Source organism: Pseudomonas sp. PB3P13 (assembly GCF_054897735.1).
Window position 1 is genome coordinate 2,266,168 of sequence record NZ_CM142702.1, and the last position, 24,788, is coordinate 2,290,955.

The 24,788-nt window shown below is 58.5% G+C and carries 17 protein-coding genes; 12 read left to right on the forward strand and 5 right to left on the reverse strand.

The features are described from left to right. Window positions 1-2 precede the first annotated feature (2 nt). The 6 genes from fadB to ACYZT1_RS10450 all read left to right on the forward strand — a co-directional run bounded on the left by fadB (window position 3) and on the right by ACYZT1_RS10450 (window position 7,573). A complete protein-coding gene (gene fadB / locus ACYZT1_RS10425) occupies window positions 3-2,150 on the forward strand; it encodes a fatty acid oxidation complex subunit alpha FadB (RefSeq protein ID WP_462018854.1) in 2,148 nt (715 codons plus the stop codon). Between the two features lie 32 nt (window positions 2,151-2,182). Beyond that, window positions 2,183-3,358, forward strand: a complete 1,176-nt coding sequence (gene fadA, locus ACYZT1_RS10430) for an acetyl-CoA C-acyltransferase FadA (RefSeq protein ID WP_462018855.1) — start codon at window positions 2,183-2,185, stop codon at window positions 3,356-3,358. Window positions 3,359-3,457: 99 nt separating this feature from the next. Next, window positions 3,458-3,694, forward strand: a complete 237-nt coding sequence (locus ACYZT1_RS10435) for a DUF1653 domain-containing protein (RefSeq protein WP_046047845.1) — start codon at window positions 3,458-3,460, stop codon at window positions 3,692-3,694. Window positions 3,695-3,808: 114 nt separating this feature from the next. Continuing rightward, window positions 3,809-6,439, forward strand: a complete 2,631-nt coding sequence (gene topA / locus ACYZT1_RS10440; protein WP_462018856.1) for a type I DNA topoisomerase — start codon at window positions 3,809-3,811, stop codon at window positions 6,437-6,439. Between the two features lie 222 nt (window positions 6,440-6,661). Beyond that, window positions 6,662-7,186: a DUF6586 family protein gene (locus tag ACYZT1_RS10445; RefSeq protein ID WP_462018857.1), complete on the forward strand. Its 525-nt coding sequence runs from the start codon at window positions 6,662-6,664 to the stop codon at window positions 7,184-7,186. Between the two features lie 153 nt (window positions 7,187-7,339). Further along, entirely contained in the window at window positions 7,340-7,573 is a 234-nt protein-coding gene (locus ACYZT1_RS10450) for a hypothetical protein (RefSeq protein WP_150582097.1), read from the forward strand. An 86-nt stretch (window positions 7,574-7,659) separates the two neighbouring features. On the opposite strand, the gene sulA is transcribed toward ACYZT1_RS10450, so the two are convergent. Continuing rightward, window positions 7,660-8,133, reverse strand: a complete 474-nt coding sequence (sulA, locus tag ACYZT1_RS10455; protein WP_462018858.1) for an SOS-induced cell division inhibitor SulA — start codon at window positions 8,131-8,133, stop codon at window positions 7,660-7,662. Window positions 8,134-8,143: 10 nt separating this feature from the next. Next, a complete protein-coding gene (gene lexA / locus ACYZT1_RS10460) occupies window positions 8,144-8,752 on the reverse strand; it encodes a transcriptional repressor LexA (RefSeq protein WP_028621954.1) in 609 nt (202 codons plus the stop codon). Window positions 8,753-8,982: 230 nt separating this feature from the next. Here lexA and ACYZT1_RS10465 point away from each other — a divergent pair, with 230 nt between their 5' ends. From ACYZT1_RS10465 to ACYZT1_RS10480, 4 genes are all read left to right on the forward strand, one after another. After that, complete coding sequence (locus tag ACYZT1_RS10465) at window positions 8,983-9,690, forward strand: TetR/AcrR family transcriptional regulator (protein ID WP_461992332.1); 708 nt, start codon at window positions 8,983-8,985, stop codon at window positions 9,688-9,690. A gap of 158 nt (window positions 9,691-9,848) precedes the next feature. Continuing rightward, complete coding sequence (gene nagZ, locus ACYZT1_RS10470; RefSeq protein ID WP_462018859.1) at window positions 9,849-10,859, forward strand: beta-N-acetylhexosaminidase; 1,011 nt, start codon at window positions 9,849-9,851, stop codon at window positions 10,857-10,859. Window positions 10,860-10,871: 12 nt separating this feature from the next. Next, window positions 10,872-11,615: an S-methyl-5'-thioinosine phosphorylase gene (locus ACYZT1_RS10475; protein ID WP_462018860.1), complete on the forward strand. Its 744-nt coding sequence runs from the start codon at window positions 10,872-10,874 to the stop codon at window positions 11,613-11,615. 39 nt (window positions 11,616-11,654) lie between these two features. After that, window positions 11,655-14,951, forward strand: coding sequence for a DEAD/DEAH box helicase (locus ACYZT1_RS10480; RefSeq protein ID WP_462018861.1), 3,297 nt, complete (start codon window positions 11,655-11,657; stop codon window positions 14,949-14,951). 139 nt (window positions 14,952-15,090) lie between these two features. Here ACYZT1_RS10480 and ACYZT1_RS10485 read toward each other — a convergent pair whose 3' ends face one another. The 3 genes from ACYZT1_RS10485 to mfd are packed head-to-tail and all read right to left on the reverse strand — an operon-like array spanning window position 15,091 to window position 21,819. Continuing rightward, entirely contained in the window at window positions 15,091-17,781 is a 2,691-nt protein-coding gene (locus ACYZT1_RS10485) for an SNF2-related protein (protein ID WP_462018862.1), read from the reverse strand. 11 nt (window positions 17,782-17,792) lie between these two features. Next, a complete protein-coding gene (locus ACYZT1_RS10490) occupies window positions 17,793-18,359 on the reverse strand; it encodes a CsiV family protein (protein ID WP_462018863.1) in 567 nt (188 codons plus the stop codon). Window positions 18,360-18,369: 10 nt separating this feature from the next. Further along, a complete protein-coding gene (gene mfd / locus ACYZT1_RS10495) occupies window positions 18,370-21,819 on the reverse strand; it encodes a transcription-repair coupling factor (protein ID WP_462018864.1) in 3,450 nt (1,149 codons plus the stop codon). Between the two features lie 365 nt (window positions 21,820-22,184). Here mfd and ACYZT1_RS10500 point away from each other — a divergent pair, with 365 nt between their 5' ends. Beyond that, window positions 22,185-23,648, forward strand: a complete 1,464-nt coding sequence (locus tag ACYZT1_RS10500) for a glyceraldehyde-3-phosphate dehydrogenase (RefSeq protein ID WP_462018865.1) — start codon at window positions 22,185-22,187, stop codon at window positions 23,646-23,648. A gap of 141 nt (window positions 23,649-23,789) precedes the next feature. Next, window positions 23,790-24,734 carry an FAD:protein FMN transferase gene (locus ACYZT1_RS10505; protein WP_462018866.1) on the forward strand — a complete coding sequence of 315 codons (945 nt, stop codon included), beginning with the start codon at window positions 23,790-23,792 and terminating at the stop codon, window positions 24,732-24,734. Window positions 24,735-24,788 lie beyond the last annotated feature (54 nt).

Sequence of the window (24,788 nt, forward strand, 5' to 3'; positions counted from 1 at the left end):
TGATGATTTACGAAGGTAAAGCCATCACGGTTAACGCTCTTGAGAGTGGCATCGTCGAATTGAAATTCGACCTCAAGGGTGAGTCCGTCAACAAGTTCAACCGTCTAACCCTGAACGAACTCCGTCAGGCGGTAGACACCATCAAGGCAGATGCTTCGATCAAGGGTGTGATCGTCAGCAGTGGCAAGGACGTGTTCATCGTCGGCGCCGACATCACCGAATTCGTCGAAAACTTCAAGCTGCCTGATGCCGAGCTGGTTGCTGGCAATCTGGAAGCCAACAAGATTTTCAGCGATTTCGAAGACCTCAACGTTCCGACGGTTGCCGCGATCAACGGCATCGCCCTCGGCGGCGGTCTGGAAATGTGCCTGGCGGCGGATTACCGCGTCATGTCCACCAAGGCCAAAATCGGCCTGCCGGAAGTCAAGCTGGGGATCTACCCGGGCTTCGGTGGTACCGTTCGTCTGCCGCGCCTGATCGGCGCCGACAACGCGATCGAGTGGATCGCTGCCGGTAAGGAAAACCGTCCTGAAGACGCGCTGAAGGTCGGCGCCGTGGATGCCGTGGTGGCTCCCGAAAAACTCCAGGAAGCCGCTTTGGAGCTGATCAAGCGCGCTATCTCCGGCGAGTTTGACTACAAGGCCAAACGTCAGCCGAAGCTGGAAAAGCTGAAGCTGAACGCCATCGAACAGATGATGGCCTTCGAAACTGCCAAAGGTTTCGTGGCCGGTCAGGCTGGCCCGAACTACCCGGCGCCGGTTGAAGCGATCAAGACCATTCAGAAAGCTGCGAACTTCGGCCGCGACAAAGCGCTGGAAGTTGAAGCGAACGGTTTCGTCAAACTGGCCAAGACGTCCGCTGCGCAGAGCTTGATCGGTCTGTTCCTGAACGATCAGGAGCTAAAGAAAAAGGCCAAGGCTTACGACGAAATCGCCAGAGACGTGAAGCAGGCCGCTGTGTTGGGTGCTGGCATCATGGGCGGCGGTATCGCGTATCAGTCGGCGTCCAAAGGCACGCCGATCCTGATGAAAGACATCAACGAGCACGGCATCGAGCAAGGCCTGGCTGAAGCCGCCAAGCTGCTGGTGGGCCGCGTTGATAAAGGTCGCATGACCCCGGCGATGATGGCTGAAGTGCTCAACGGCATTCGTCCGACCCTGTCCTACGGCGACTTCGGTCACGTGGATCTGGTGGTCGAGGCGGTGGTCGAAAACCCGAAGGTCAAGCAGGCCGTTCTGGCTGAAGTCGAAGACAAGGTCAAAGAGGACACCATCCTCGCATCGAACACCTCGACCATTTCCATCACCTTGCTGGCGAAAGCCCTCAAGCGTCCGGAAAACTTCGTCGGCATGCACTTCTTCAACCCGGTGCACATGATGCCGCTGGTTGAAGTGATTCGTGGCGAGAAGTCCAGCGAACTGGCCGTGGCCACCACCGTTGCCTACGCCAAGAAAATGGGCAAGAACCCGATCGTCGTCAACGACTGCCCGGGCTTCCTGGTCAACCGCGTGCTGTTCCCGTACTTCGGCGGTTTCGCCAGGCTGGTCAGCGCCGGTGTGGACTTTGTCCGCATTGACAAGGTTATGGAAAAATTCGGTTGGCCAATGGGCCCGGCGTACCTGATGGACGTGGTCGGCATCGACACCGGTCATCACGGTCGTGATGTGATGGCTGAAGGCTTTCCGGACCGCATGAAGGACGACCGTCGTTCGGCGATCGACGTGCTCTACGAAGCCAAGCGCCTGGGCCAGAAGAACGGCAAGGGCTTCTACGCCTACGAGACCGACAAGAAAGGCAAGCAGAAGAAGGTCGCCGATCCATCGGTGCTGGAAGTGCTCAAGCCGATCGTTTACGAGCAACGCGAAGTCACTGACGAAGACATCATCAACTGGATGATGATCCCGCTGTGCCTGGAAACCGTACGTTGCCTGGAAGACGGCATCGTCGAGACCGCTGCCGAAGCCGACATGGGTCTGGTCTACGGTATCGGTTTCCCTCCATTCCGTGGCGGTGCGCTGCGCTACATCGATTCGATCGGTGTTGCCGAGTTCGTTGCCCTGGCTGACCAGTACGCTGATTTGGGCGCGCTGTACCACCCGACCGCAAAACTGCGTGAAATGGCCAAAACCGGCCAACGGTTCTTCGGTTAAGCGTCCCAACACTTGAGCGAGAGTGAAATTTTATGAGCTTGAATCCAAGAGACGTCGTGATTGTCGACTTCGGTCGTACGCCGATGGGCCGCTCCAAGGGCGGCATGCACCGCAACACCCGCGCCGAGGACATGTCGGCGCACCTGATCAGCAAATTGCTGGAACGCAACGTCAAGGTCGACCCGAACGAAGTTGAAGACGTGATCTGGGGTTGCGTGAACCAGACCCTGGAGCAGGGCTGGAACATCGCCCGCATGGCTTCGCTGATGACACAGATCCCGCACACCGCCGCCGGCCAGACCGTCAGCCGTCTGTGTGGTTCGTCGATGAGTGCACTGCACACGGCCGCGCAAGCGATCATGACCGGCAACGGTGACGTGTTCGTCGTCGGCGGCGTCGAGCACATGGGCCACGTGAGCATGATGCACGGTGTCGATCCCAACCCGCACATGTCGCTGTACGCGGCGAAAGCTTCGGGCATGATGGGCCTGACCGCGGAAATGCTCGGCAAAATGCACGGCATCACTCGCGAGCAGCAAGACGCTTTCGGCGTGCGCTCCCACCAGCTCGCTCACAAGGCGACTGTGGAAGGCAAGTTCAAAGACGAAATCATCCCGATGCAGGGCTATGACGAGAACGGTTTCCTGAAGCTGTTCGACTACGACGAAACCATTCGTCCGGAAACCACCCTGGAAAGCCTGGCGGCTCTCAAGCCAGCGTTCAATCCAAAGGGCGGCACCGTGACTGCCGGTACTTCCTCGCAGATCACCGATGGTGCTTCGTGCATGATCGTGATGTCGGCGCAACGTGCTCAGGACCTGGGCATCCAGCCGATGGCGGTGATTCGCTCGATGGCAGTGGCAGGTGTGGACCCGGCCATCATGGGCTATGGTCCAGTACCGGCAACCCAGAAAGCACTCAAGCGCGCGGGCCTGGGCATCAACGATATCGACTACTTCGAGCTCAACGAAGCTTTCGCTGCACAGGCCTTGCCAGTGCTGAAAGATCTGAAAGTGCTCGACAAGATGAACGAGAAGGTTAACCTGCACGGCGGTGCAATCGCCCTGGGTCACCCGTTTGGTTGCTCCGGTGCGCGTATCTCCGGCACTTTGCTGAACGTGATGAAGCAGAATGGCGGCACCTTCGGGGTAGCCACCATGTGCGTTGGTCTCGGCCAAGGCATCACCACCGTCTTCGAACGCGTTTAAGCGTTCCGTTGACGGAAGCCGGGGCCAAGTGCCCCGGTTTTTGTTTTTCTGGATTTATTTTGTTTTTATTTTTTAAAAGATTTGAGAGGGGGCCAAACCATGCCGATACAACCTGGGCTCTACCAGCATTATAAAGGCCCGCAGTACCGCGTATTCAGTATTGCGCGGCATTCGGAAACCGAAGAAGAAGTGGTCTTCTACCAAGCCCTGTATGGCGATTACGGCTTTTGGGTGCGTCCCTTGAGCATGTTTCTGGAGTCGGTCGAGGTTGACGGCGAACAGGTGCCGCGCTTTGCTTTGGTGCAAGCTGAACCGAGCCTTTTTTCCAAGCCATAAGGTGAGTGCGCGCAAAACCCTGCGCTTGACCTCATCTTGTAGCCACTATATATAGCGGTGCCGCGTCAGGCGCCAACCGCCTTACACTTCTAGAATTCAGGAATTTTCTGATCCATGGGCAAATCGCTGGTCATTGTGGAATCCCCGGCTAAGGCCAAGACCATCAACAAGTATCTGGGCAACCAATACGTGGTGAAGTCGAGTATCGGCCATATCCGAGACCTGCCCACCAGCGGTTCGGCTAGCGCCAGCAAAGAGCCTGCCGCCAAGCGTGGCAAGGCCGCCGCGGGTGAAGGTCCGGTGCTCACGCCGAAAGAGAAAGCGCGCAAGCAGCTGGTCTCGCGCATGGGTGTCGATCCCGATCATGGCTGGAAAGCCAAGTACGAGATTCTCCCGGGCAAGGAAAAAGTCATCGAAGAGCTGCGCCGGCTCGCCAAGGATGCTGACACCATCTACCTCGCAACCGACTTGGATCGCGAGGGGGAAGCCATTGCCTGGCACCTGCGCGAAGCCATCGGTGGTGACGACAGCCGCTACAAGCGCGTCGTGTTCAACGAGATCACCAAGAAGGCGATTCAGGAAGCCTTCTCCAAGCCTGGCGAGCTGGACATCAACCGTGTCAATGCTCAACAGGCGCGCCGGTTCCTTGATCGCGTGGTGGGTTACATGGTTTCCCCGCTGCTGTGGGCGAAGATTGCCCGTGGGCTTTCCGCCGGTCGCGTGCAATCGGTCGCCGTGAAGCTGGTGGTGGATCGTGAACGCGAAATTCGCGCGTTCATTCCGGAAGAATATTGGGAGATTCACGCCGATCTGGGCACGGCCAAAGGCGCGACCGTGCGCTTCGACGTCGCTCGTGAAAAAGGCGAAGCATTCAAGCCGCTGAACGAAACTCAGGCCATGGCCGCGCTGGAAAAGCTCAAGGCTTCCAGCTACAGCATCGTCAAGCGCGAAGACAAACCGACCAGCAGCAAGCCGTCGGCGCCGTTCATCACGTCCACTCTGCAACAGGCTGCGAGTAACCGCCTGGGCTTTGGCGTGAAGAAGACCATGATGATGGCCCAGCGTCTGTACGAAGCCGGCTACATCACGTACATGCGTACTGACTCCACCAACCTCTCGGCCGATGCCGTGACGATGGCGCGCACTTACATCGAAAGCGAATTCGGCAAGAAGTACCTGCCGGAATCTGCGAACGTCTACAGCAGCAAGGAAGGCGCGCAAGAGGCTCACGAAGCCATTCGCCCGTCCGATGCCAACACCGAGCCGAGCAAGCTTTCGGGCATGGAACGTGATGCCGAACGGCTCTACGAGCTGATCTGGCGTCAGTTCCTTGCTTGCCAGATGCTGCCCGCGCAATACCTGTCCACCACTGTCACTGTGGGTGCCGGCGATTTCGATTTGCGCGCCAAGGGCCGCATCCTCAAGTTCGACGGTTACACCCGTGTGATGCCGCAGATCGCCAAGCCTGGCGACGATGACGTGCTGCCGGACATGGTTCAGGGCGACGCGATGAAGCTGATCAAGCTTGATCCGACCCAGCACTTCACCAAGCCTCCTGCGCGTTACTCGGAAGCGAGCCTGGTCAAGGAAATGGAAAAGCGTGGTATCGGTCGTCCTTCGACTTACGCCGCGATCATTTCGACCATTCAGGACCGCGGCTACGTGGCGCTGCACAACCGTCGTTTCTATTCGGAAAAGATGGGCGACATCGTCACCGAGCGTCTGTCCGAGAGCTTCTCCAATCTCATGGATTACGGCTTCACTGCCGGCATGGAAGAGAACCTCGACGATGTGGCTCAAGGTGAGCGCGACTGGAAAAACGTGCTCGACGAGTTCTACGGCGACTTCAAGAAAAAACTGGAAGTCGCGGAAAGCCCGGACAGCGGTATGCGTGCCAACCAGCCGGTCATGACTGATATTCCGTGCCTGACGTGCGGCCGACCGATGCAGATTCGTACCGCATCGACTGGCGTTTTCCTCGGTTGCTCGGGCTACAGCCTGCCGCCGAAAGAACGCTGCAAAGCCACAGTCAACCTGGTCCCGGGCGACGAAATCGCGGCGGACGACGAGGGCGAATCGGAATCGCTGGTGCTGCGCGGCAAGCATCGTTGCCCGATCTGCAGCACGGCGATGGACGCTTACCTGCTCGACGAGAAACGCAAGCTGCACATCTGTGGTAATAACCCGGATTGCGCAGGTTACGAGATCGAAGAGGGCAGCTATCGAATCAAGGGCTATGAAGGTCCAAGCCTGGAATGCGACAAGTGCGGCAGCGAGATGCAGCTCAAGACCGGCCGTTTCGGCAAGTTCTTCGGCTGCACCAACCCGACGTGCAAGAACACCCGCAAACTGCTGAAGAGCGGTGATGCGGCACCGCCGAAGATGGACCCGGTGAAAATGCCTGAGCTGAAATGCGAAAAGGTCAACGACACCTACATCTTGCGCGACGGTGCTTCCGGCCTGTTTCTGGCGGCGAGCCAATTCCCGAAAAACCGCGAGACTCGTGCTCCGCTGGTCATGGAAATTATCCCGCACAAGGATGAGATCGATCCGAAGTACCACTTCCTCTGCGAAGCGCCAAAAAAGGACCCGGATGGTCTGCCGGCCGTTATCCGCTACAGTCGCAAGACCAAAGAGCAGTACGTGCAAACTGAAGTGGACGGTAAGCCGACTGGCTGGAAGGCTTACTACGACGGCGGCAAGTGGACGGTGGAAGACAAGCGTCCGGCAAAAGCCAAAGCGTAAGCAGTAACCTGCTTGCGGGAACCCTAACTTAAACGCGTGTTGTCTGAATGGGCACGCCGTCGTCAGGTTCCGCGCGAGCAAGCTCGCTCGTACATGAATGGCCGCCTGAAACCCTGTTGGTTTTCAGGCGGCCTTTTTGTTTTGTGCTTGCTGTAGGCGAAGGTGATCCACGACACTGTTCAACTGGGGTGAAGCATTTATTTCATAGTGGAGGCTGCCGTCATGGCCCACGAACTCTATACCCGCACCAATCAGAAAATCTATTTCGCCGGACTGTCACTGGAAGCGCTTGCCAAAGCTGAAGAAGGGCGGGCAATGAACGCGCTGGCGCTGATTCAGGCAGGTCGCGAATCAGCGTTGTTTCATCTTTATGGTGCGCTGTTGGGGTTGTGCCATGAAATAGCCGGCTTCTATCGCCTGCCTCAAGCCACCGCGCCGCGCGCAGAGTTGCTGCTGACCCGGGAGGTGCTCGACGCCATCGCTATTCCTGAAATGGCCGAAATGGTCGAACTGGCGCAGAATCCGGAAACCTGGCTCGCACGGTTGTTGGCCTCCCACGCTGCGCTGTTTCAGCCTCCGCGGGCACCACACAAACCCAAGGGTGATGTCACACAACCGTTGATTCAGGCAGTGAATCTGGACGAAGAACCAGCGCCGCAAGAGCTGAGCCGGGAAGAGCTCGAGAGCTGGCGGCAAAATCTCAAGAGCCTGGCAATCCGTTTTCGCGAAGGACTGAACGAGTGCTGAGGCTGCAATATCGATGTGGAATGGCTGATCGTCTGTCAGTTCGGGGACGAGTCCTGTCAGAAATGTCGATTCGAACAGGCATCTGGTCAAGATCCCGAGCGAAGCCTGGCTGATGCCTATATAATCGCCGCCTTTCGTGGAGATCAGACCTTTATGCCAACGTCCTTTCTAGAAATTGTCGAGTTACCAGACGGCCGTATTGAGCTGCGCAGGGCCGAGGACGAAGGTTCTCTGGTTACTTTGGATTTCTCCGAGGATGCCAAGGCATTTCTGCAAGGTCAGCACGTGGAAGTCGCAAAGGCGATGCTGAGCGTCGGCGTTCAGATGGCGGGCCGCCTTGTTGAAGGTGATTTCACTACGGATGAAAGTTCTCGGGTTCTCCACTGATCCCGTTCGTCCCGTTGCTCTGATGCCTGTTTCTTCCGGCTCCTCTGTCCCTGGAGAAGCCCTGCGCTTTTATTGCTCGCGCCCGTTCAACCTAATCGGATGTTCAGGCTTTGTGCGTCGCCTGTACGAGCTGCGGTAATCAGTTGTTGCCGCGAAGCGGTGTTCAAAGGATTCAACCAGCTCACAACGGTGTGGCTACGACCCAGACGCAGCGCTTCGCATGTTAGTTGCTGAGCGCTTTGAGCGCCGCGAGGTTGTAATAGCAAGATCCGTTCACGGTTCAATCCGGCATCCCGCAGCCATGCCTGGGTGACGCTGGCCGGCGGTGCGATTAACGTCAACCAGCGCGCATCCTGATCCTGGCTTAATTCCCGGAGTACAGGAGCCAGCAGGTTCAGGCAATTCCCGGCCGCACCTCGCAGCGACAATTCGCTGAAAACATCCGGTTCGGCGCTCCAGGGCGTCGTGACCACATCTTCCAGAATCGGCGCCATCGGCTGCACCATGAATGCCTCGAACAACGGCAGTTGGGCTTGCTGTGAGGTGTGTGGGAACTGCATAAAGCCTCCTTTAGCGGCGAATGACGCCAACGCTCAAGCCTTCGATCACCAGTTCCTGATCTTTCAGGTTTACTTCGATAGGGGCAAATTCAGGGTTTTCCGCCATCAGCCAGACCTTGCTGCCGTCTCGCTTGAAGCGCTTGACGGTGACTTCGTCGCCAATGCGCGCCACCACGATCTGGCCGTTGCGGGCTTCGCGGGTCGTGTGCACGGCCAACAAGTCGCCATCGAAAATACCGACGTCTTTCATACTCATGCCATGCACCCGCAGCAGATAGTCGGCGCGCGGGTGGAAGAAGGCCGGGTTGATATTGCAGGATTCTTCGATGTGCTGCTGCGCTAGAATCGGTGCACCTGCTGCCACTCGACCAATGATGGGTAGCGTGGAGTCATCGGCTTTGGCTTCAAAACCGGGAATGCGAATACCGCGAGACGCACCCGGCGTCATCTCGATGGCGCCTTTACGGGCCAGCGCTTTCAGGTGTTCTTCGGCCGCGTTGGGCGACTTGAATCCCAGTTCCTGAGCGATTTCCGCACGGGTCGGCGGGTAGCCGTTGTCTTCGAGGCAGCGTTTGATGAAGGCCAGAATCTCTGCTTGGCGTGGCGTCAGCTTTAGCATATTGATCGCTCTGTCTTTTTATACAGTGACTGGGATTATATACAGTGAAACCTTCTTGGCAATGCCCGTTTTTTGATTTGGCGCTGGACGGTCAAAATCCCCGTTGGTCAACCACCCCGGGTTGTGTGGTTAAATAGCTGACTGACCATTCCCGAAACGAACCGGCAGGCTTGACAAGGCCTGGGCTGAAAACGTATGTTTCAAACAAGTGTTTGTCAGGCGGAGTAGTCATGGCCCAATCGGAAACCGTTGAACGCATTCTCGATGCTGCAGAACAATTGTTCGCGGAAAAAGGATTCGCTGAAACTTCTTTGCGTCTGATCACCAGCAAGGCCGGTGTCAATCTGGCTGCGGTGAATTATCACTTCGGTTCGAAGAAGGCTCTGATCCAGGCAGTCTTCTCGCGTTTTCTCGGGCCGTTTTGTTTGAGTCTCGACAAAGAGCTGGAGCGACGTCAGGCCAAACCTGAAAACAAGCCCTCTCTTGAAGAGCTGCTGGAAATCCTCGTCGAGCAGGCTCTCGTGGTGCAGCCTCGCAGCGGCAATGACCTTTCTATTTTCATGCGTTTGCTCGGACTGGCGTTCAGCCAGAGCCAAGGCCACTTGCGTCGCTATCTGGAGGACATGTACGGCAAGGTTTTCCGCCGTTACATGATGCTGGTCAATGAAGCGGCGCCTCGCATCCCGCCCATCGAATTGTTCTGGCGGGTGCACTTCATGCTTGGGGCCGCCGCGTTCAGCATGTCCGGCATTAAAGCGCTGCGAGCGATTGCCGAGACCGACTTTGGCGTGAACACCTCCATCGAACAGGTCATGCGCCTGATGGTGCCGTTTCTGGCTGCTGGCATGCGTGCCGAAACCGGTGTGACCGACACCGCGATGGCCACTGCTCAACTGCGGCCACGTAGCAAATCGACACCGATTGCGGCGAAGGTCTGACCGCGCACGGGTGGGCGCGGCAGTTGACTTCCGTTAAGCTAGCCGCCCATGCCGACTCTCGTTCTGAACCCGCTTCCGTCTGATATTGCCCACCTGCCGGGCCCGGCCCGTTGCGGCGCAAGCGTTCGGGCAGCGGTTTCCGTTATCAAGGAATTCTTATGACTGCTGGCCTCCAAGGCTCGTTGATGGTGGACGTCGCCGGTACCTGGCTGACGGCTGAAGATCGCCAATTGTTGCGCCAGCCTGAAGTGGGCGGCCTGATCATTTTTGCCCGCAACATCGAGCACCCGCGGCAAGTCCGCGAATTGAGCGCCGCCATTCGCGCCATTCGCCCCGACCTGCTATTGGCAGTGGACCAGGAGGGCGGTCGTGTTCAGCGTCTGCGTCAAGGTTTCGTTCGTTTGCCGGCCATGCGCGCCATTGCCGACAACCCGAACGCGGAGTTTCTGGCCGAGCAGTGCGGCTGGATCATGGCGACCGAGGTATTGGCCGTCGGCCTCGACCTGAGCTTCGCCCCGGTGCTGGACCTGGATTACCAGCGCAGTGCCGTGGTTGGCACCCGCTCGTTCGAAGGCGACCCGGTGCGGGCCGCGGTGCTGGCGGGTGCGTTTATCCGCGGTATGAACAGTGCTGGCATGGCCGCCACCGGCAAACACTTCCCCGGACACGGTTGGGCCGAAGCAGATTCCCACGTGGCCATCCCGAACGACGAGCGCAGTCTCGACGAGATCCGCGCCAACGACCTGGTTCCCTTCGCCCGATTGAGCAAGCAATTGGCGGCGGTCATGCCAGCTCACGTTATCTACCCGCAAGTCGATCCCCAGCCCGCCGGTTTCTCCCGGCGCTGGTTGCAGGACATCCTGCGCGGCGAATTGCAGTTCGACGGCGTGATCTTCAGCGACGATTTGTCCATGGCCGGTGCCCATGTGGTCGGCGATGCCGCCAGTCGTATCGAAGCCGCGCTGACGGCCGGCTGTGACATGGGCCTGGTGTGCAATGACCGCGCGGCCGCCGAGCTGGCTCTGTGTGCGGCGCAGCGTCTGAAAGTCCAGCCTTCCGCGCGCATTGCGCGGATGCGGGGCCAGTCGTACGCCAGCACTGAATACCGTCAACACCCGCGTTGGCTGGCCGCAATTGGCGCGCTCAAAGAAGCTCAACTGATTGAATAAGGACTTTACGTTATGACGGTTTACGCGATTATCGGTGGCACCGGCCTGACTCAACTCGAAGGCCTGAGCATTCGCCAGTCACTGGCGGTCGATACGCCCTACGGCGCGCCTTCGGCCGATGTGCAGATTGGTGAATACGCGGGCAAGGAAGTGCTGTTCCTGGCACGCCACGGCCACCCGCACCGTTTTCCGCCGCATCAGGTGAATTACCGCGCCAACCTCTGGGCGCTGAAGCAAGCGGGTGCGCAAGCCATTCTTGCCGTGAATGCCGTTGGCGGCATCCATTCGACGATGGGGACCGGCCACTTCTGTGTCCCGCATCAGTTGATCGATTACACCAGCGGTCGTGAGCACACCTATTTCGCCAGCGACCTGGAACACGTCACGCACATCGACTTCAGTTTCCCCTACAGCGAACCGTTGCGTCAGCAGCTGATTGCAGCGTTGGCGGCTGAGGGTGTCGCTTACAGTGATCAAGGCGTGTACGCCTGCACTCAAGGTCCACGTCTGGAAACCGTCGCTGAAATCGCCAGGCTGGAACGTGATGGCTGCGATATCGTCGGCATGACGGGCATGCCGGAAGCGGCGTTGGCTCGCGAGCTGGAACTGGATTACGCCTGTCTGGCACTGGTCGTGAACCCGGCGGCGGGCAAGACGACAGCTGTGATCACCATGGCCGAGATCGAACAGGCGCTGCATGACGGGATGGGCAAGGTGAAGTCGACATTGGCGCGGGTGCTTGCCGGATCCGCTTGATGCTTTTGAGCTTCGTCCATTGTCTGGAGGCTTGAGTTTATGTCCGCAATGCTTGAGTACCTTTCTCGCGAAACATGGACGAATTTTTTCAGTCATCGCTCGCAGGATAAAGGCCGCAGATACGCCAGCGAGGATCGGGTCACTATCCATCAAGTCGATGCCTTGACGGTGACCGCCACCTGCGAAGGGTCCGAAAGTCAGGCGTACAATCAGGAGATTGAACTCACCGAAGATAAGAACGGCCGGTTCTGGCTTGAGTGCAGTTGTTCCTGTCCGGTCATGTCCAATTGCAAGCATTGCGCAGCCGTTCTGTTTCACCTGCAGCACCATCCCGCCGAATTATCCGAAAGCCCTGTTCAGGTTCCTTTGAATCGTGAGCTCGAGCGCTGGCTCGACGGTGTTTGTGCCGCCGCGTTGTCCTTGGGGGAACCGGCGCAAGGGGCGGGTCCCTGCTTGGTGTACAGGCTCAAGGCAACGTCCGTCCCTGGGAAGTGGACAGTTGAGATTGCCAAGGCCCGCCAAACCAAAACGGGCCTGTTGCAAGACATCAAGACGATGTATTCGGTGTCTGAGCTGCTCATTCGTCAGCCCGGCTATGTCTCTGAACTGGACCTGCGCATCGCCAGATTGTTGGTCGCTGTCCACTCCCATCATGCGCATTACGGTGGCTACCCGCTGCAGGGCAGCAGTGGCGCGGAACTGCTCGAGATGCTGTTGAGAACGTCACGGCTGTTTCTCGATTTTGAACGGCCGCAGCCCTTGGCTTCGGGTGCTCGCAGGTCCGGTGAGTTTTCCTGGGCCGAACAATCCAGCGGGAGTTTTCATCCTCAATGGAGCAGCGCAGAGGCACCGGTGGAAACCGTGCTGGCCGTGCAGCCTTTGTATTACCTGGATCGAGAGCGACTCCAGCTCGGGCTGCTACTCAACGAATTCGAGGAAAAACTGGCCTGTCACTTGTCATTGGCGCCGGACATCCCGGCTCGTCAGGCGACGCAGTTCAGCCATCGGATGGGAGCGGCTACTCGTGTGGTACCGGCCCCGCTCACACTGGCGGAGCAATTCGTCGACGACGTCCTTCCTCAGGCGCACCTGACACTTGCCAGCGGCAAGAAGTACACGCGCTGGCATTACGAGCCCGAGCATCGCGCTGCACTTTCGTTCACCTACGACGGGCACCCCGCGCAAAACGGGCAGCCGCAAGTGCTGATTCTGTCCGGGACGCAAACCCGGCGAATTCAGCGCCATCCTGAAGCCGAAAAAGCCATGCGCCGGCTCCTGCAGAAACAAGGCTTCAAAAAGACCGCGCGCAAGAGCAGCGTGGACCGGCCCGCAGAAATGTTCGTTTTGCCGGATGACAGCGCCTGGCTGGCGTTCATGCAGCAAGGGTTGCCGTTATTGAAAGCGGCCAACTGGCAAGTGGAGATCCGTCATGACTTTCACTTCAATGTCGAACCCGTAGAGCATTGGTATGCAGAAATAGAAGAAGAATCGGGACATCAATGGTTCGATCTGCAGTTGGGTATCGTCGTTAACGGTGAGCGCCATAGCCTGTTGCCGATCCTGCTGCAGTTATTGCGCAGTCAGCCGCACCTGCTGGATCTGGCGAGCCTGGACAAGCGAGACGACGACGAGCTGTTGTTGATCGAACTGGGCAGTGGTGGCTTTGGGGCCAAACGCCGCACAAAAGCCGCGCTGCCTTATGGTCGGATCAAACCGCTGATGGCCACGCTTGGTGAATTGTACCTGGGCACCCATGAGGGTGAATCATTGCGCCTGAACGGGCCGGATGCCGCTCGCCTGAGCATGCTCGAGGACGTGCCACTGGTCTGGCAGGGTGGGGAGCGGCTGCGCAGCTTTGCCGCGCATTTGCGCGACTCGATTCATAGGCATGTCCCGGCGCCCGAGGGGCTCAATGCGACGCTGCGACCCTATCAGCTTGAAGGTCTGAACTGGATGCAAACCCTTCGGGAGCTGGAAGTCGGCGGTATCCTCGGCGATGACATGGGCCTGGGCAAGACTCTGCAAACCCTGACTCATCTGTTGGTGGAAAAACAGGCAGGGCGTATGGATCTGCCGTCGCTCGCAGTGATGCCGACCAGCCTGATTCCCAACTGGCTCGACGAGACGGCGCGGTTTACCCCGCAACTCAAAGTCCTGGCGCTTCATGGCTCCAGTCGGCAGAAGGATTTCGCCCGTCTTGCCGAGTACGATCTGGTGCTGACCACGTATGCGTTGCTACCGCGGGATCTCGAGGTGCTGCAGGCTCAGGCCTGGAGCGTGCTGATTCTCGATGAGGCGCAGAACATCAAGAACCCGCTGAGCAAAGCGGCTCAGGCGGCCCGGGATCTGAACGCCCGGCAGCGTTTGTGCCTGTCTGGCACCCCGCTGGAAAATCACCTCGGCGAACTCTGGTCGCTGTTTCACTTCCTGTTGCCCGGCTGGCTTGGCGACAGCAAAACCTTCAATCGCGACTACCGCACGCCTATCGAGAAACACGGCAACAGTGGGCGGATGCAGCACCTGACCGCACGAATAAAACCCTTTCTGCTACGCCGCAAGAAGGAACAGGTCGCCACCGAATTGCCCCCCAAGACCGAGATGGTGCACTGGGTTGAGCTCAGCGATGGGCAGCGCGACGTGTATGAAACCGTGCGCGTGGCAATGGATAAAAAAGTGCGAGACGAAATCGCCCGTAGCGGCGTGGCGCGCAGCCAGATCATCATCCTCGATGCGTTGCTCAAGCTGCGCCAGGTGTGTTGCGACTTGCGGCTGGTCAAAATGTCGCTGACGGCGAAGGCGCTTCGTGCGGGCAGCGGCAAGTTGAGCGGATTGATGGAGATGCTGGAAGAGTTGCTCAGCGAGGGTCGCAAGATTTTGCTGTTCTCGCAATTCACGTCAATGCTCGCGTTGATTGAAGAAGAGTTGCAGCAACGAGGGATCGGATTTTCATTATTGACGGGAGATACGACGGATCGGCGCACCCCGGTCAAGGAGTTCCAGAGTGGTAAGGTGCCGCTGTTTTTGATTAGCCTGAAGGCGGGGGGCACAGGTCTGAATTTGACGGCCGCTGACACGGTCATCCACTTTGATCCATGGTGGAACCCTGCGGTTGAAAATCAGGCGACGGACCGTGCTTACCGGATCGGTCAGGACAAACCGGTGTTTGTGTACAAAATGATTGCCCGCGGTACCGTGGAGGAGAAGATCCAGGCGCTTCAAGTGGAAAAAGCAGCGTTGGCCGGGGCAGTGCTTGAAGGCGGAACAACTGGCGGCTGGAAGCTTGAGCAGAGCGATATTGAGGCGCTGTTTGCGCCGCTGCCCGACGCAAAGTCATGAGGGGCTGGCCAGAAATTGAGTTGACGCCATCTCGAGCCGGCTCACTCCCACAGGGATTTGTGTCGTCCATAAAAGCGGGCGCGGCGCATTCCTCGGTGGAGGCAAGCCTGCTCTTGATATCTACCCGAAAATACCACCGCTACTTTTCGAGCCTGTCCGGCAACGGCGCAAACAGCGCCTCGATATCGTCAGTCTGCAATTTCCAGTCGCCAGCCGTGCGCCCATCCAGTACGCCCGCTGCCAGGTCGGATTTTTCCTTTTGCAGATGCTGAATCTTCTCTTCCACCGTGCCGCGTGCAATCAGCTTGTACACAAACACCGGCTTTTCCTGGCCAATGCGGTAGGCGCGGTCGGTGGCCTGGTTTTCCGTCGCCGGGTTCCACCACGGGTCATAGTGAATCACCGTGTCTGCTTCGGTCAGGTTCAAACCTACACCGCCGGCCTTCAAACTGATCAGGAAGATCTGACGCTTCCCGCTTTGGAATTCTTTCACCGGCGTGCGTCGATCTCGGGTTTGGCCCGTCAATATCGCGTAAGCCACGCCGCGTTTGGTCAATTCGTCTTCGATCAACGACAACATTGAGGTGAACTGCGAAAACAGCAGAACCCTGCGACCCTCTTCGAATAACTCTTCCAGCATTTCCATCAGGCTATCAAGTTTGCCCGAGGTGCTGCCCTTGGGCGGCAGGGCAGCATCGTTGACCAGGCGTAAATCACAGCACACCTGACGCAGCTTCAGCAGGGCTTCAAGGATAATAATCTGACTGCGCGCCACGCCTTTGCGGGTGATCTCGTCGCGGACTTTCTTGTCCATCGCCAGACGCATGGTTTCATACATATCGCGCTGGGCCTCGTTGAGCTCCACCCAATGGATGATCTCGGTTTTCGGCGGCAACTCGGTGGCCACCTGCTCTTTGGTTCTGCGCAGCAAAAACGGCTTTATCCGGCCATTCAAGTGCTGAAGCCGGACTTCGCTGCCGCGCTTTTCGATTGGCACGCGGTAATCGCGGTTGAAACTCTTGACGTCGCCGAGCCAGCCCGGCAACAAAAAGTGAAACAGCGACCACAGTTCGCCGAGGTGATTTTCCAGTGGCGTACCGCTAAGGCACAAACGCTGGCGTGCATTGAGCTCGCGGGCAGCCTGGGCGGCTTTGCTGTTCGGGTTCTTGATGTATTGCGCTTCGTCCAGAACCAATACGTGCAAAGGTTGCGCGGCCAGTCGTTCGATGTCTTTTGGCAGCAGCGCATAGGTCGTCAGGATCAGGTCATGGTCTGCGAGCTGCTCGAAATGCCTTTTGCGCCCGGCGCCATACAGCGCAAGCACTTTGAGCCGAGGTGTGAAGTGCGCCGCCTCGTCTAGCCAATTGGGAATCAGGCTGGTCGGCATCACTACCATGCAGGGCCGGTCCAGGCGTCCAGCGTCTTTCTCGATGAGAATGTGCGCCAGGGTCTGCAGGGTTTTCCCCAAGCCCATGTCATCCGCGAGAATCCCGCCAACTTCCAGTTGCCGCAGGGATTGCATCCAGCTCAAACCTTCGAGCTGATACGGACGCAGGGTCGCGTTCAGACCTTCAGGGGGGGCCGCGGTGTCATCGCGAATGTCCCGCAGACGTTGAGCGAAAGTGCGGATCTGCTCGCCGCCCTCCCAGAGCAGCGGCATGTCTTCCAGCGGGTTCAAGCGAATGGCATCAACCTTGCTCAGACGCAGCGTAGTCTCGCCGGGACCCTGCAGATAGAACTCGCCCAAAGTCGCAAGCACCGGTTTCAAACGGCCGAGGGGCAGGGCGACTTGCAGCGCGCCGTGTTCGGAATGCGGCCGATTGGGGATGTTCACCAGGATCAGTTCGTCGTCACGGCGTCGGGCAAGGCGTTCGGGGTTCAGTATTTCGGCGTGGGAACGCATCAGGTTAAGCAGAATCGGCAGCAGACTGAGTCGCTCGCCGTTCACGATGATCCCCAGTTCCAGATCGAACCAGTCACGCTCCGGTGCCTGTTCAACCGTGGCGTACCAATCGTCGACGGCGGTCAGGTCGAAACCGAAATCTTCGTCAATCTGCAGCTCCCAATTCTGGGCGCGCAGCTTCGGCAATTCGTTGAGCGTAAAGGTCAGCCAGGCGCTGTCATTGACCATCTCATAGAGTTCGCCCGCGCTTTCCGGCAAGGCCTTGCTTTGCCGGGTGGCGATCTTGAAGCCGAGGATTCTTAACTGTTCCCTGTAAGCCTGTTCGACTTCCGGATGACGTTTTATCCGCAGCGTCCGGGTTTCCTGGCGAATCAGCACATCGGTGTTTTTTTGCCCGCTGACATACTCATCCAGATAGCTGAAGGACAGCGCCGCACGATGCTGAATGTAACGTTGCATCTTGCCATTGCGCGGTTCGAACGCGCTGAACTCGATACTCGCCAGCCACAGGCGCGGAATCGGCTGGACGTTGTCCACCAGCACCTGCGGCGGCGCTTTGGGATCGCGATTTTCCAGAACGGCCTGGAGTTTTTCCAACAAATCGGCGTCCTGTGCCGCGGCAGGATAGGCCAGTGTTTCCTGGACTTTCAGCAGCACGGCCGCGCAATGTTTGCAATTGCTGCGGACCGGGCAGGTGCAGGTTGCATCAACCATCAGCAGGGTGGCTTTGGCTGACTCGCGCAGGCGAATCGTCTGACGGTAAACGTTACCGCCGGAGCCTTCGCAAGCCGCCGTAATGGTGGCGTCTGCCACCTCGACGATTCTGACGCGATTCTCCAGCGCGTAGCGGCGGCCACGTTCCAGGCTTTGTTCCTTGAATCGGCTGACCCAGGAAGGTGCGAGGGGTTTGCTCAGGGTCGCAGGCATATGGACTTCAATCAGTCCGGAATTTCTTCGGGGACCGGCCGAGGGGCCGGTGCGGTCAGCGATGTGATCTTGATCAGCAGGCCCAAGTGGCCATTGTCGAGGAAGTTTAGCTGACCGTTTTTGGTGTGGCTTTCCTGTTTCAAGCGTTCGCTGGCGGTGACCATGCCATTGGCATCGATTTGATTGACCCAAAAATCCGCAGCAACATCGGTGAAACGTCCCAACTTCAAACCCAGCGTGCCCTCGATCGGGAATTGCCCGAACTGCTCGTCGCCTTCACTGATCGCGACCTTACTGACTTGCTCGCCGAGATTCTGTTGCCAGGCTTTATGCAGCAACACCGTGTATTCATTGCTCGCCGTCAGCTTTTCAACTTCCATGTTCAGGCTCGGCGTGCGCAAGCTGTCGGCGCTGAGGCGTTGTGCCCCGGCAGCCCAGTCTTCGGGGGCGGCTCGGCTGACAATGGCCGGTACTGCATTCTGGCGGACCAGAATCATTTCGACCTGATACAGGTCGTCGGCAAATGCCGCAGGGGTGACCAGAGTCATTAGCAAAGTCAGCGTGTGAAACAGGCGCATGCGGCGTCCTTCAAGCAGTTTTCGGAATGAGGCGCTCGAACAGCGCCTCAACAGTATTAAAGCGCTCTTCCGAGCGTTCCATCGGCACCTGGAATTTAAACATCGTCGCGCCTTCGAACTTGTAGCGTTTGGGCTGGCTCTGGATAAGTTTGATCAGGGTCAGCGGATCCACCGGCGTTTGCGCGGCGAATTCGATCCGGCCGCCTTGCGGGCCGCCGTCGACTTTCCTGATGCCCAGCAGCTCGGCCTGCAACTTCAGCGCAGTGATACGCATCAGGTTTTTGGTCGGCTCTGGCAGCAGGCCGAAACGGTCGATCATCTCGACCTGCAAGTCCTTGAGACCTTCCTCGTCCGTCGCTGAGGCAATGCGTTTGTACAGGATCAGGCGCGCATGGACGTCCGGCAGGTAATCTTCGGGAATCAATGCCGGAACGCGCAGGTTGACTTCCGGCCCACCACCGAGCGGTTGATCGAGGTTCGGCTGCTCACCTTTGCGGATCGACTTGACCGCGCGCTCGAGCATTTCCATGTACAGCGTGAAACCCACGGCCTGAATCTGACCGCTTTGACCATCGCCCAGCAGCTCGCCAGCGCCGCGGATTTCCAGGTCGTTGGTCGCGAGCACGAAGCCCGCGCCGAGGTCCTGAGTGTTGGCAATCGCTTCCAGACGCTTTTCGGCGTCCGCAGTAATTTGCTGGCGCGGCGGCGTTAGCAGGTACGCGTACGCCTGGTGGTGGCTGCGACCGACACGGCCGCGCAATTGGTGCAGCTGCGCCAGGCCGAATTTGTCGGCGCGCTCGATGATGATGGTGTTGGCGCTCGGCACGTCGATGCCGGTCTCGATGATGGTCGAGGCGATCAGCACGTTGAAACGCTTGTGGTAGAAGTCGCTCATCACCTGTTCAAGTTCGCGCTCACGCATCTGCCCGTGGCCGATAGCGATCCGTGCTTCCGGCACCAGTTCGGCAAGGTCGGCAGCGCATTTTTCGATGGTCTTCACGTCGTTGTGCAAGTAGTAGACCTGGCCGCCGCGCAGCAACTCACGCAGCAACGCTTCCTTGACCGTGCTTTTGTTCTGCTCCATGACAAATGTCCGCACCGACAGGCGACGTGCCGGCGGTGTGGCGATGATCGACAGGTCGCGCATGCCCGACACCGCCATGTTCAGCGTGCGCGGAATCGGCGTGGCGGTGAGGGTCAGGATGTCGACCTCGCTGCGCAGTGCCTTGAGTTGTTCTTTCTGCCGGACGCCAAACCGGTGCTCTTCATCGATGATTACCAGCCCGAGGTTTTTGATCTTGACGTCGTCCTGCAGCAGTTTGTGCGTGCCGATGACGATGTCGATCTTGCCTTCGGCGAGGTCCGCGACGGCGGCGTTTATTTCCTTGGCCGACTTGAAGCGGCTCATCACTTCCACGGTCACCGGCCAATCGGCGAAGCGATCGCGGAAACTGTTGTAGTGCTGCTGAGCGAGCAGGGTGGTCGGCACCAGAATTGCCACTTGGCGTCCGCCGTGGACTGCAATGAACGCTGCGCGCATGGCCACTTCGGTCTTGCCGAAACCAACGTCGCCGCACACCAGCCGGTCCATCGGTTTCGGTGCGAGCATGTCGGCACGCACGGCTTCGATGGTGGTCTGCTGGTCCGGCGTTTCTTCAAACGGAAAGCCGGCGCTGAATGTCGCGTAGTCGGCTTTCGGATCGGCGAAGGCGTAACCTTCACGAGCTGCGCGGCGCGCATAGATGTCGAGCAACTCGGCGGCGACATCGCGCACTTGTTCAGCCGCTTTGCGCTTGGCTTTTTGCCAGGTTTCCGAGCCGAGGCGATGCAACGGGGCCAATGCATCGTCGCTGCCGGTGTAGCGGGCGATCAGGTGCAGGTTGGCCACCGGCACGTAAAGCTTGGCATTTTCCGCGTATTCGAGGGTCAGGAATTCAGCGGCCTGGTCATCGATCTCCAGGATGGTCAGCCCGAGATAGCGGCCGACACCATGATCGATGTGCACCACCGGCGCGCCTTCGCGCAGCTCGGTGAGGTTCTTGATCACGGCATCGTTATTGGCGTCGGCGCGTTTTTCGCGGCGACGGCGTTGCATCACGCGCTGCCCGAACAGCGGGCTCTCGGCGACCAGCGCCAGGGCCGGGTCATCCAGTACCAACCCTTCGTCGAGTGGTGCGATGGTGATTGCCAGGCGCTCTTTGCTTGCGACGAAATCAGGCCAGCTGTCGACGGTTTTGGGTCGCAACTTGAGGCGTTCGAGCAATTCCAGCAGTACTTCGCGCCGGCCCGCGGACTCGGCGGTAAACAGCACGCGACCGGGAAACTCATCGAGGAAACCGGCCAGCGCCGCCAATGGCTGGGTCGCCTTGGCTTCGATAGCCAGGTCCGGCAACGCGCGAGCGGGGAAGCGCTCACGGCCGACGCCGGTTTCCACGTCCTGCTGGCTGGCGACCACACGCGGCCAGTTCTTCAGTCGGGCAAAGCAATCTTCCACCGGCAGGAACAATTCGCCAGGTGGCAATAAAGGACGGGCCGGGTCAACGCGACGTTCTTCGTAACGATTGCGCACGTCATTCCAGAAATTTTCTGCCGCCTGCTCGATGCCTGGCAGGGAGAAGACCTGGGTGTCTTGTGGCAGATAATCGAACAGCGTTGACGTTTCATCGAAGAACAGCGGCAGGTAATACTCGATACCCGCTGGAGTAATCCCGCTGCTGAGGTCCTGAAAGATCGGGCACCGACGGAAGTCGACATCGAAGCGTTCACGGAAGCGCGCCTTGAAGCGCGTGACTGCATCTTTTTGCAGCGGAAATTCACGCGCCGGTAACAGTCGAACGGTTTCCACTTTGTCGATGGAGCGCTGGTTTTCCGGGTCGAAGGTTCGCAGCGTCTCGATTTCGTCGTCGAACAGGTCGATGCGATAGGGCAATTTGCTGCCCATCGGAAACAGGTCGATCAGCGAGCCACGCACGGTGAACTCGCCGTGTTCGTACACCGTATCAACGTAGCGATAACCGCTCGCTTCAAGTCGGGTGCGCATTTGCTCGACGTCGAGCTTCTGGCCGATGTCCAGCACCAGGCTGCTGCCGAGCAAGAATTTCGTCGGCGCCAGCCGGTGCAAGGCTGTGGTGATCGGCACCACCAAAACGCCGTGACTCAGTTCAGGCAACCGGTACAAGGCTGCGATACGCTGGGAAATGATGTCCTGGTGCGGCGAAAACAGATCGTAGGGCAGGGTTTCCCAGTCCGGGAAATGCAGCACTGGCAAATCCGGGGCAAAGAAACTCAGTTCCTGCTCAAACCGTTCGGCGCTTTGGCTGTCGGCAGTCAGCAACAGGGTAAAGCGCTTGGCAGCGCTGGCAGCCTCGGCAATGGCCAGGCTCAGGGCGGCACCGGGCAGGTTGCCCCAGTGCTGTTTACCTGCCGCGGCAGGCAGTAGCGGTAGACGCAGAACGGGCACGGAAGGTTAAGCTCCAAGCGTTGCGACAAAGTCGGTAATTGTAGCGGTCCCGGGTGCCGCCTGTCAGTTGCAGACTGTGTCTAATACGCAGGTTGAGTGAAATGTAGTGGTAAAGACAAAATTGCGCGGTTTTTTGTTCAAAAATAATGAATATGTAGTGGCAAATCCATCGTGTGTTACGGAGGGTTACGGACACTTTGGGGGGGCAGTTCAAAAATTTGACTATTCTGCAGGCCCCGGTTTTACTGGGCTTGAGCGAGGCGTTAATTTTTTGAACAGGAAAAATGTTTCGTCTCGTGCGACAGGTGCGCATTGCTACGAGAAGCACTCGGCGGCATAATGTAGCCCCTTTTTTCTGCCCCTACATGTGGAAGGTTCCCGTGACTCAGAAGCCCGACCAGTGTCTTGGTGAATGGATCGACCGTGAAGCACTCGCAGAAGCGATGATTCCGCTTATCGGTCAGCTGTACCGCAATAATAATGTGGTGAGCTCGATCTATGGCCGCAGCCTGATCAATCGTTCAGTCATCGCAATTCTCAAAGCTCACCGCTTTGCTCGTCACCGCCAGTCCGATGACAGCGAATTGTCCGTCCACGAAACATTCCCGCTGCTGAAGGCAATGAGCGAACTCAAGCTCGGCGCTGCTTCGGTAGACCTGGGCAAGCTGGCCGTCAAGTTCAAGGCCCAAGCCAACGGCCGTAACGCCGAGCAGTTCGTTCGTGAAGAACTGGCTGACGTCGTTGGCCAGCAAAACGTCAACGCTCGCAAGGGCACCGACGTTGTCCTGTACGGTTTCGGTCGTATCGGCCGTCTGCTGGCGCGCATCCTGATCGAGAAAACCGGTGGTGGCGACGGCCTGCGTCTGCGTGCCATTGTGGTCCGCAAGGGCGCCGAAAACGATCTGGTCAAGCGCGCAAGCCTGCTGCGTCGCGACTCGGTTCACGGTCCGTTCGATGGCACCATCACCATTGATGAAACCAACAACACCATCACCGCCAACGGCAACCTGATTCAGGTTATCTACGCGAAAAACCCTACCGAAGTGGACTACACCCAGTACGGCATCAACGATGCGCTGCTGGTGGACAACACCGGTGTATGGCGTGATGCCGACGGTCTGGGCCAGCATCTGGCGTGCCCGGGCGTTGATCGCGTTGTTCTGACCGCGCCTGGCAAAGGCAAGCTGAAGAACATCGTTCATGGTATCAACCACGGCGAAATCACCGCTGACGACAGGATCGTTTCCGCGGCGTCCTGCACCACCAACGCCATCGTGCCGGTGCTGAAGGCTGTCAACGACAAGTTCGGCATCGTCAACGGTCACGTTGAAACGGTTCACTCGTACACCAACGACCAGAACCTGATCGACAACTTCCATAAAGGCGATCGTCGTGGCCGTAGCGCTGCGTTGAACATGGTCATCACCGAGACTGGTGCTGCCACTGCTGCTGCCAAGGCTTTGCCGGAATTGGCCGGCAAGCTGACCGGTAACGCGATCCGCGTTCCGACGCCAAACGTGTCGATGGCCATTCTCAATCTGAACCTTGAGAAAGCCGCCACCCGTGAAGAGATGAACGAGTACCTGCGCTACATGGCGCTGCACTCCGATCTGCATAAGCAAATCGACTTCGTCAATTCGCAGGAAGTGGTTTCCACCGACTTCGTCGGTTCGCGCCATGCCGGTGTTGTCGATGCCGAAGCCACTATCTGCCAGGACAACCGCGTTGTGCTGTACGTTTGGTACGACAACGAATTTGGTTACAGCTGCCAGGTAGTTCGCGTGATGGAAGACATGGCCGGTGTAAACCCGCCAGCATTCCCGCGCTAAGCTTCATGGGTATATGAAAGCGCCCCGACTCAGGTCGGGGCGTTTTTGTTTTTGACAGGGGAGAATGTATTTTTGAGGCGGTGGAAAAATATTGTCCTGGTGCTGTGCGGCGCGCTATCCGGCTGCGGCAATGGCGACTCCATGGAAAACGTCAGCGGCCCGTCCATGGGCAGCACCTATTCAATCAAATACCTGCGCCACGCCGGTCTTCCCGCCGCGAAAGAAGTCCAGCGAGAAGTCGAACAGATCCTCACGGACGTCGATCAGCAGATGTCGACCTACCGCAGCGACTCGGACATTGCCCGCTTCAACACGCTGCCCGCCAACCACTGTCAGAAAATGCCTGCGCCGGTGCTCGAGTTGGTCCGCGTTGGCCAGGCCCTGTCCGACCAGAGTGAAGGCTCGTTCGACCTGACTGTGGCGCCGCTGCTCGACCTCTGGGGGTTCGGTCCGCAATCACGAGGAGAGAACGTTCCCACTGCTCAGGCGCTGGCTCAGGTGCAGAGTCGTGTTGGTTATCGGCACTTGCGAATTGAAGAAGACCGGCTATGCAAAGACGCTGCTGTCGCCGTCGATTTCAACAGTATCGCCGCCGGTTATGCGGTTGACATGATCGCAAACAGGCTCGAAGCGCTGGGCATTCACAACTATCTGGCCGAAGTAACCGGCGAACTCAAGGCTGCGGGAAAAAAGCTCGACGGTTCGGCCTGGAAGATTGCCCTGGAGGAACCTCGCGACGATCAGCAGGTGGCGCAGCGCATCATCAGCGTGGACGGCTACGCCGTTTCCACCTCCGGCGACTACCGCCACTATTTCGTGCAGGGCGGCAGGCGGTATTCCCACGCCATCGATGCCCGCACCGGCGCGCCCGTCCTGCACACGCTGGCGTCAGTCACGGTCATTGATCCTTCAGCGTTGATGGCCGATGGACTATCGACACTGTTGCTGATTCTGGGGCCGGATCGGGGTTGGGACTTTGCCCAACGCCATGACATCGGTGCATTTTTTGTCGTGCGTGCCGATACAGGTTTCATTGCTCGCACAAACCCGGCTTTCGAGCGCCTTGCAGGTAAGAAAACCGAATGAACACGGCAAGTCCAACATTGAAAACTGGCGTTGTGGCGCAGGCAAAAGTAGCCT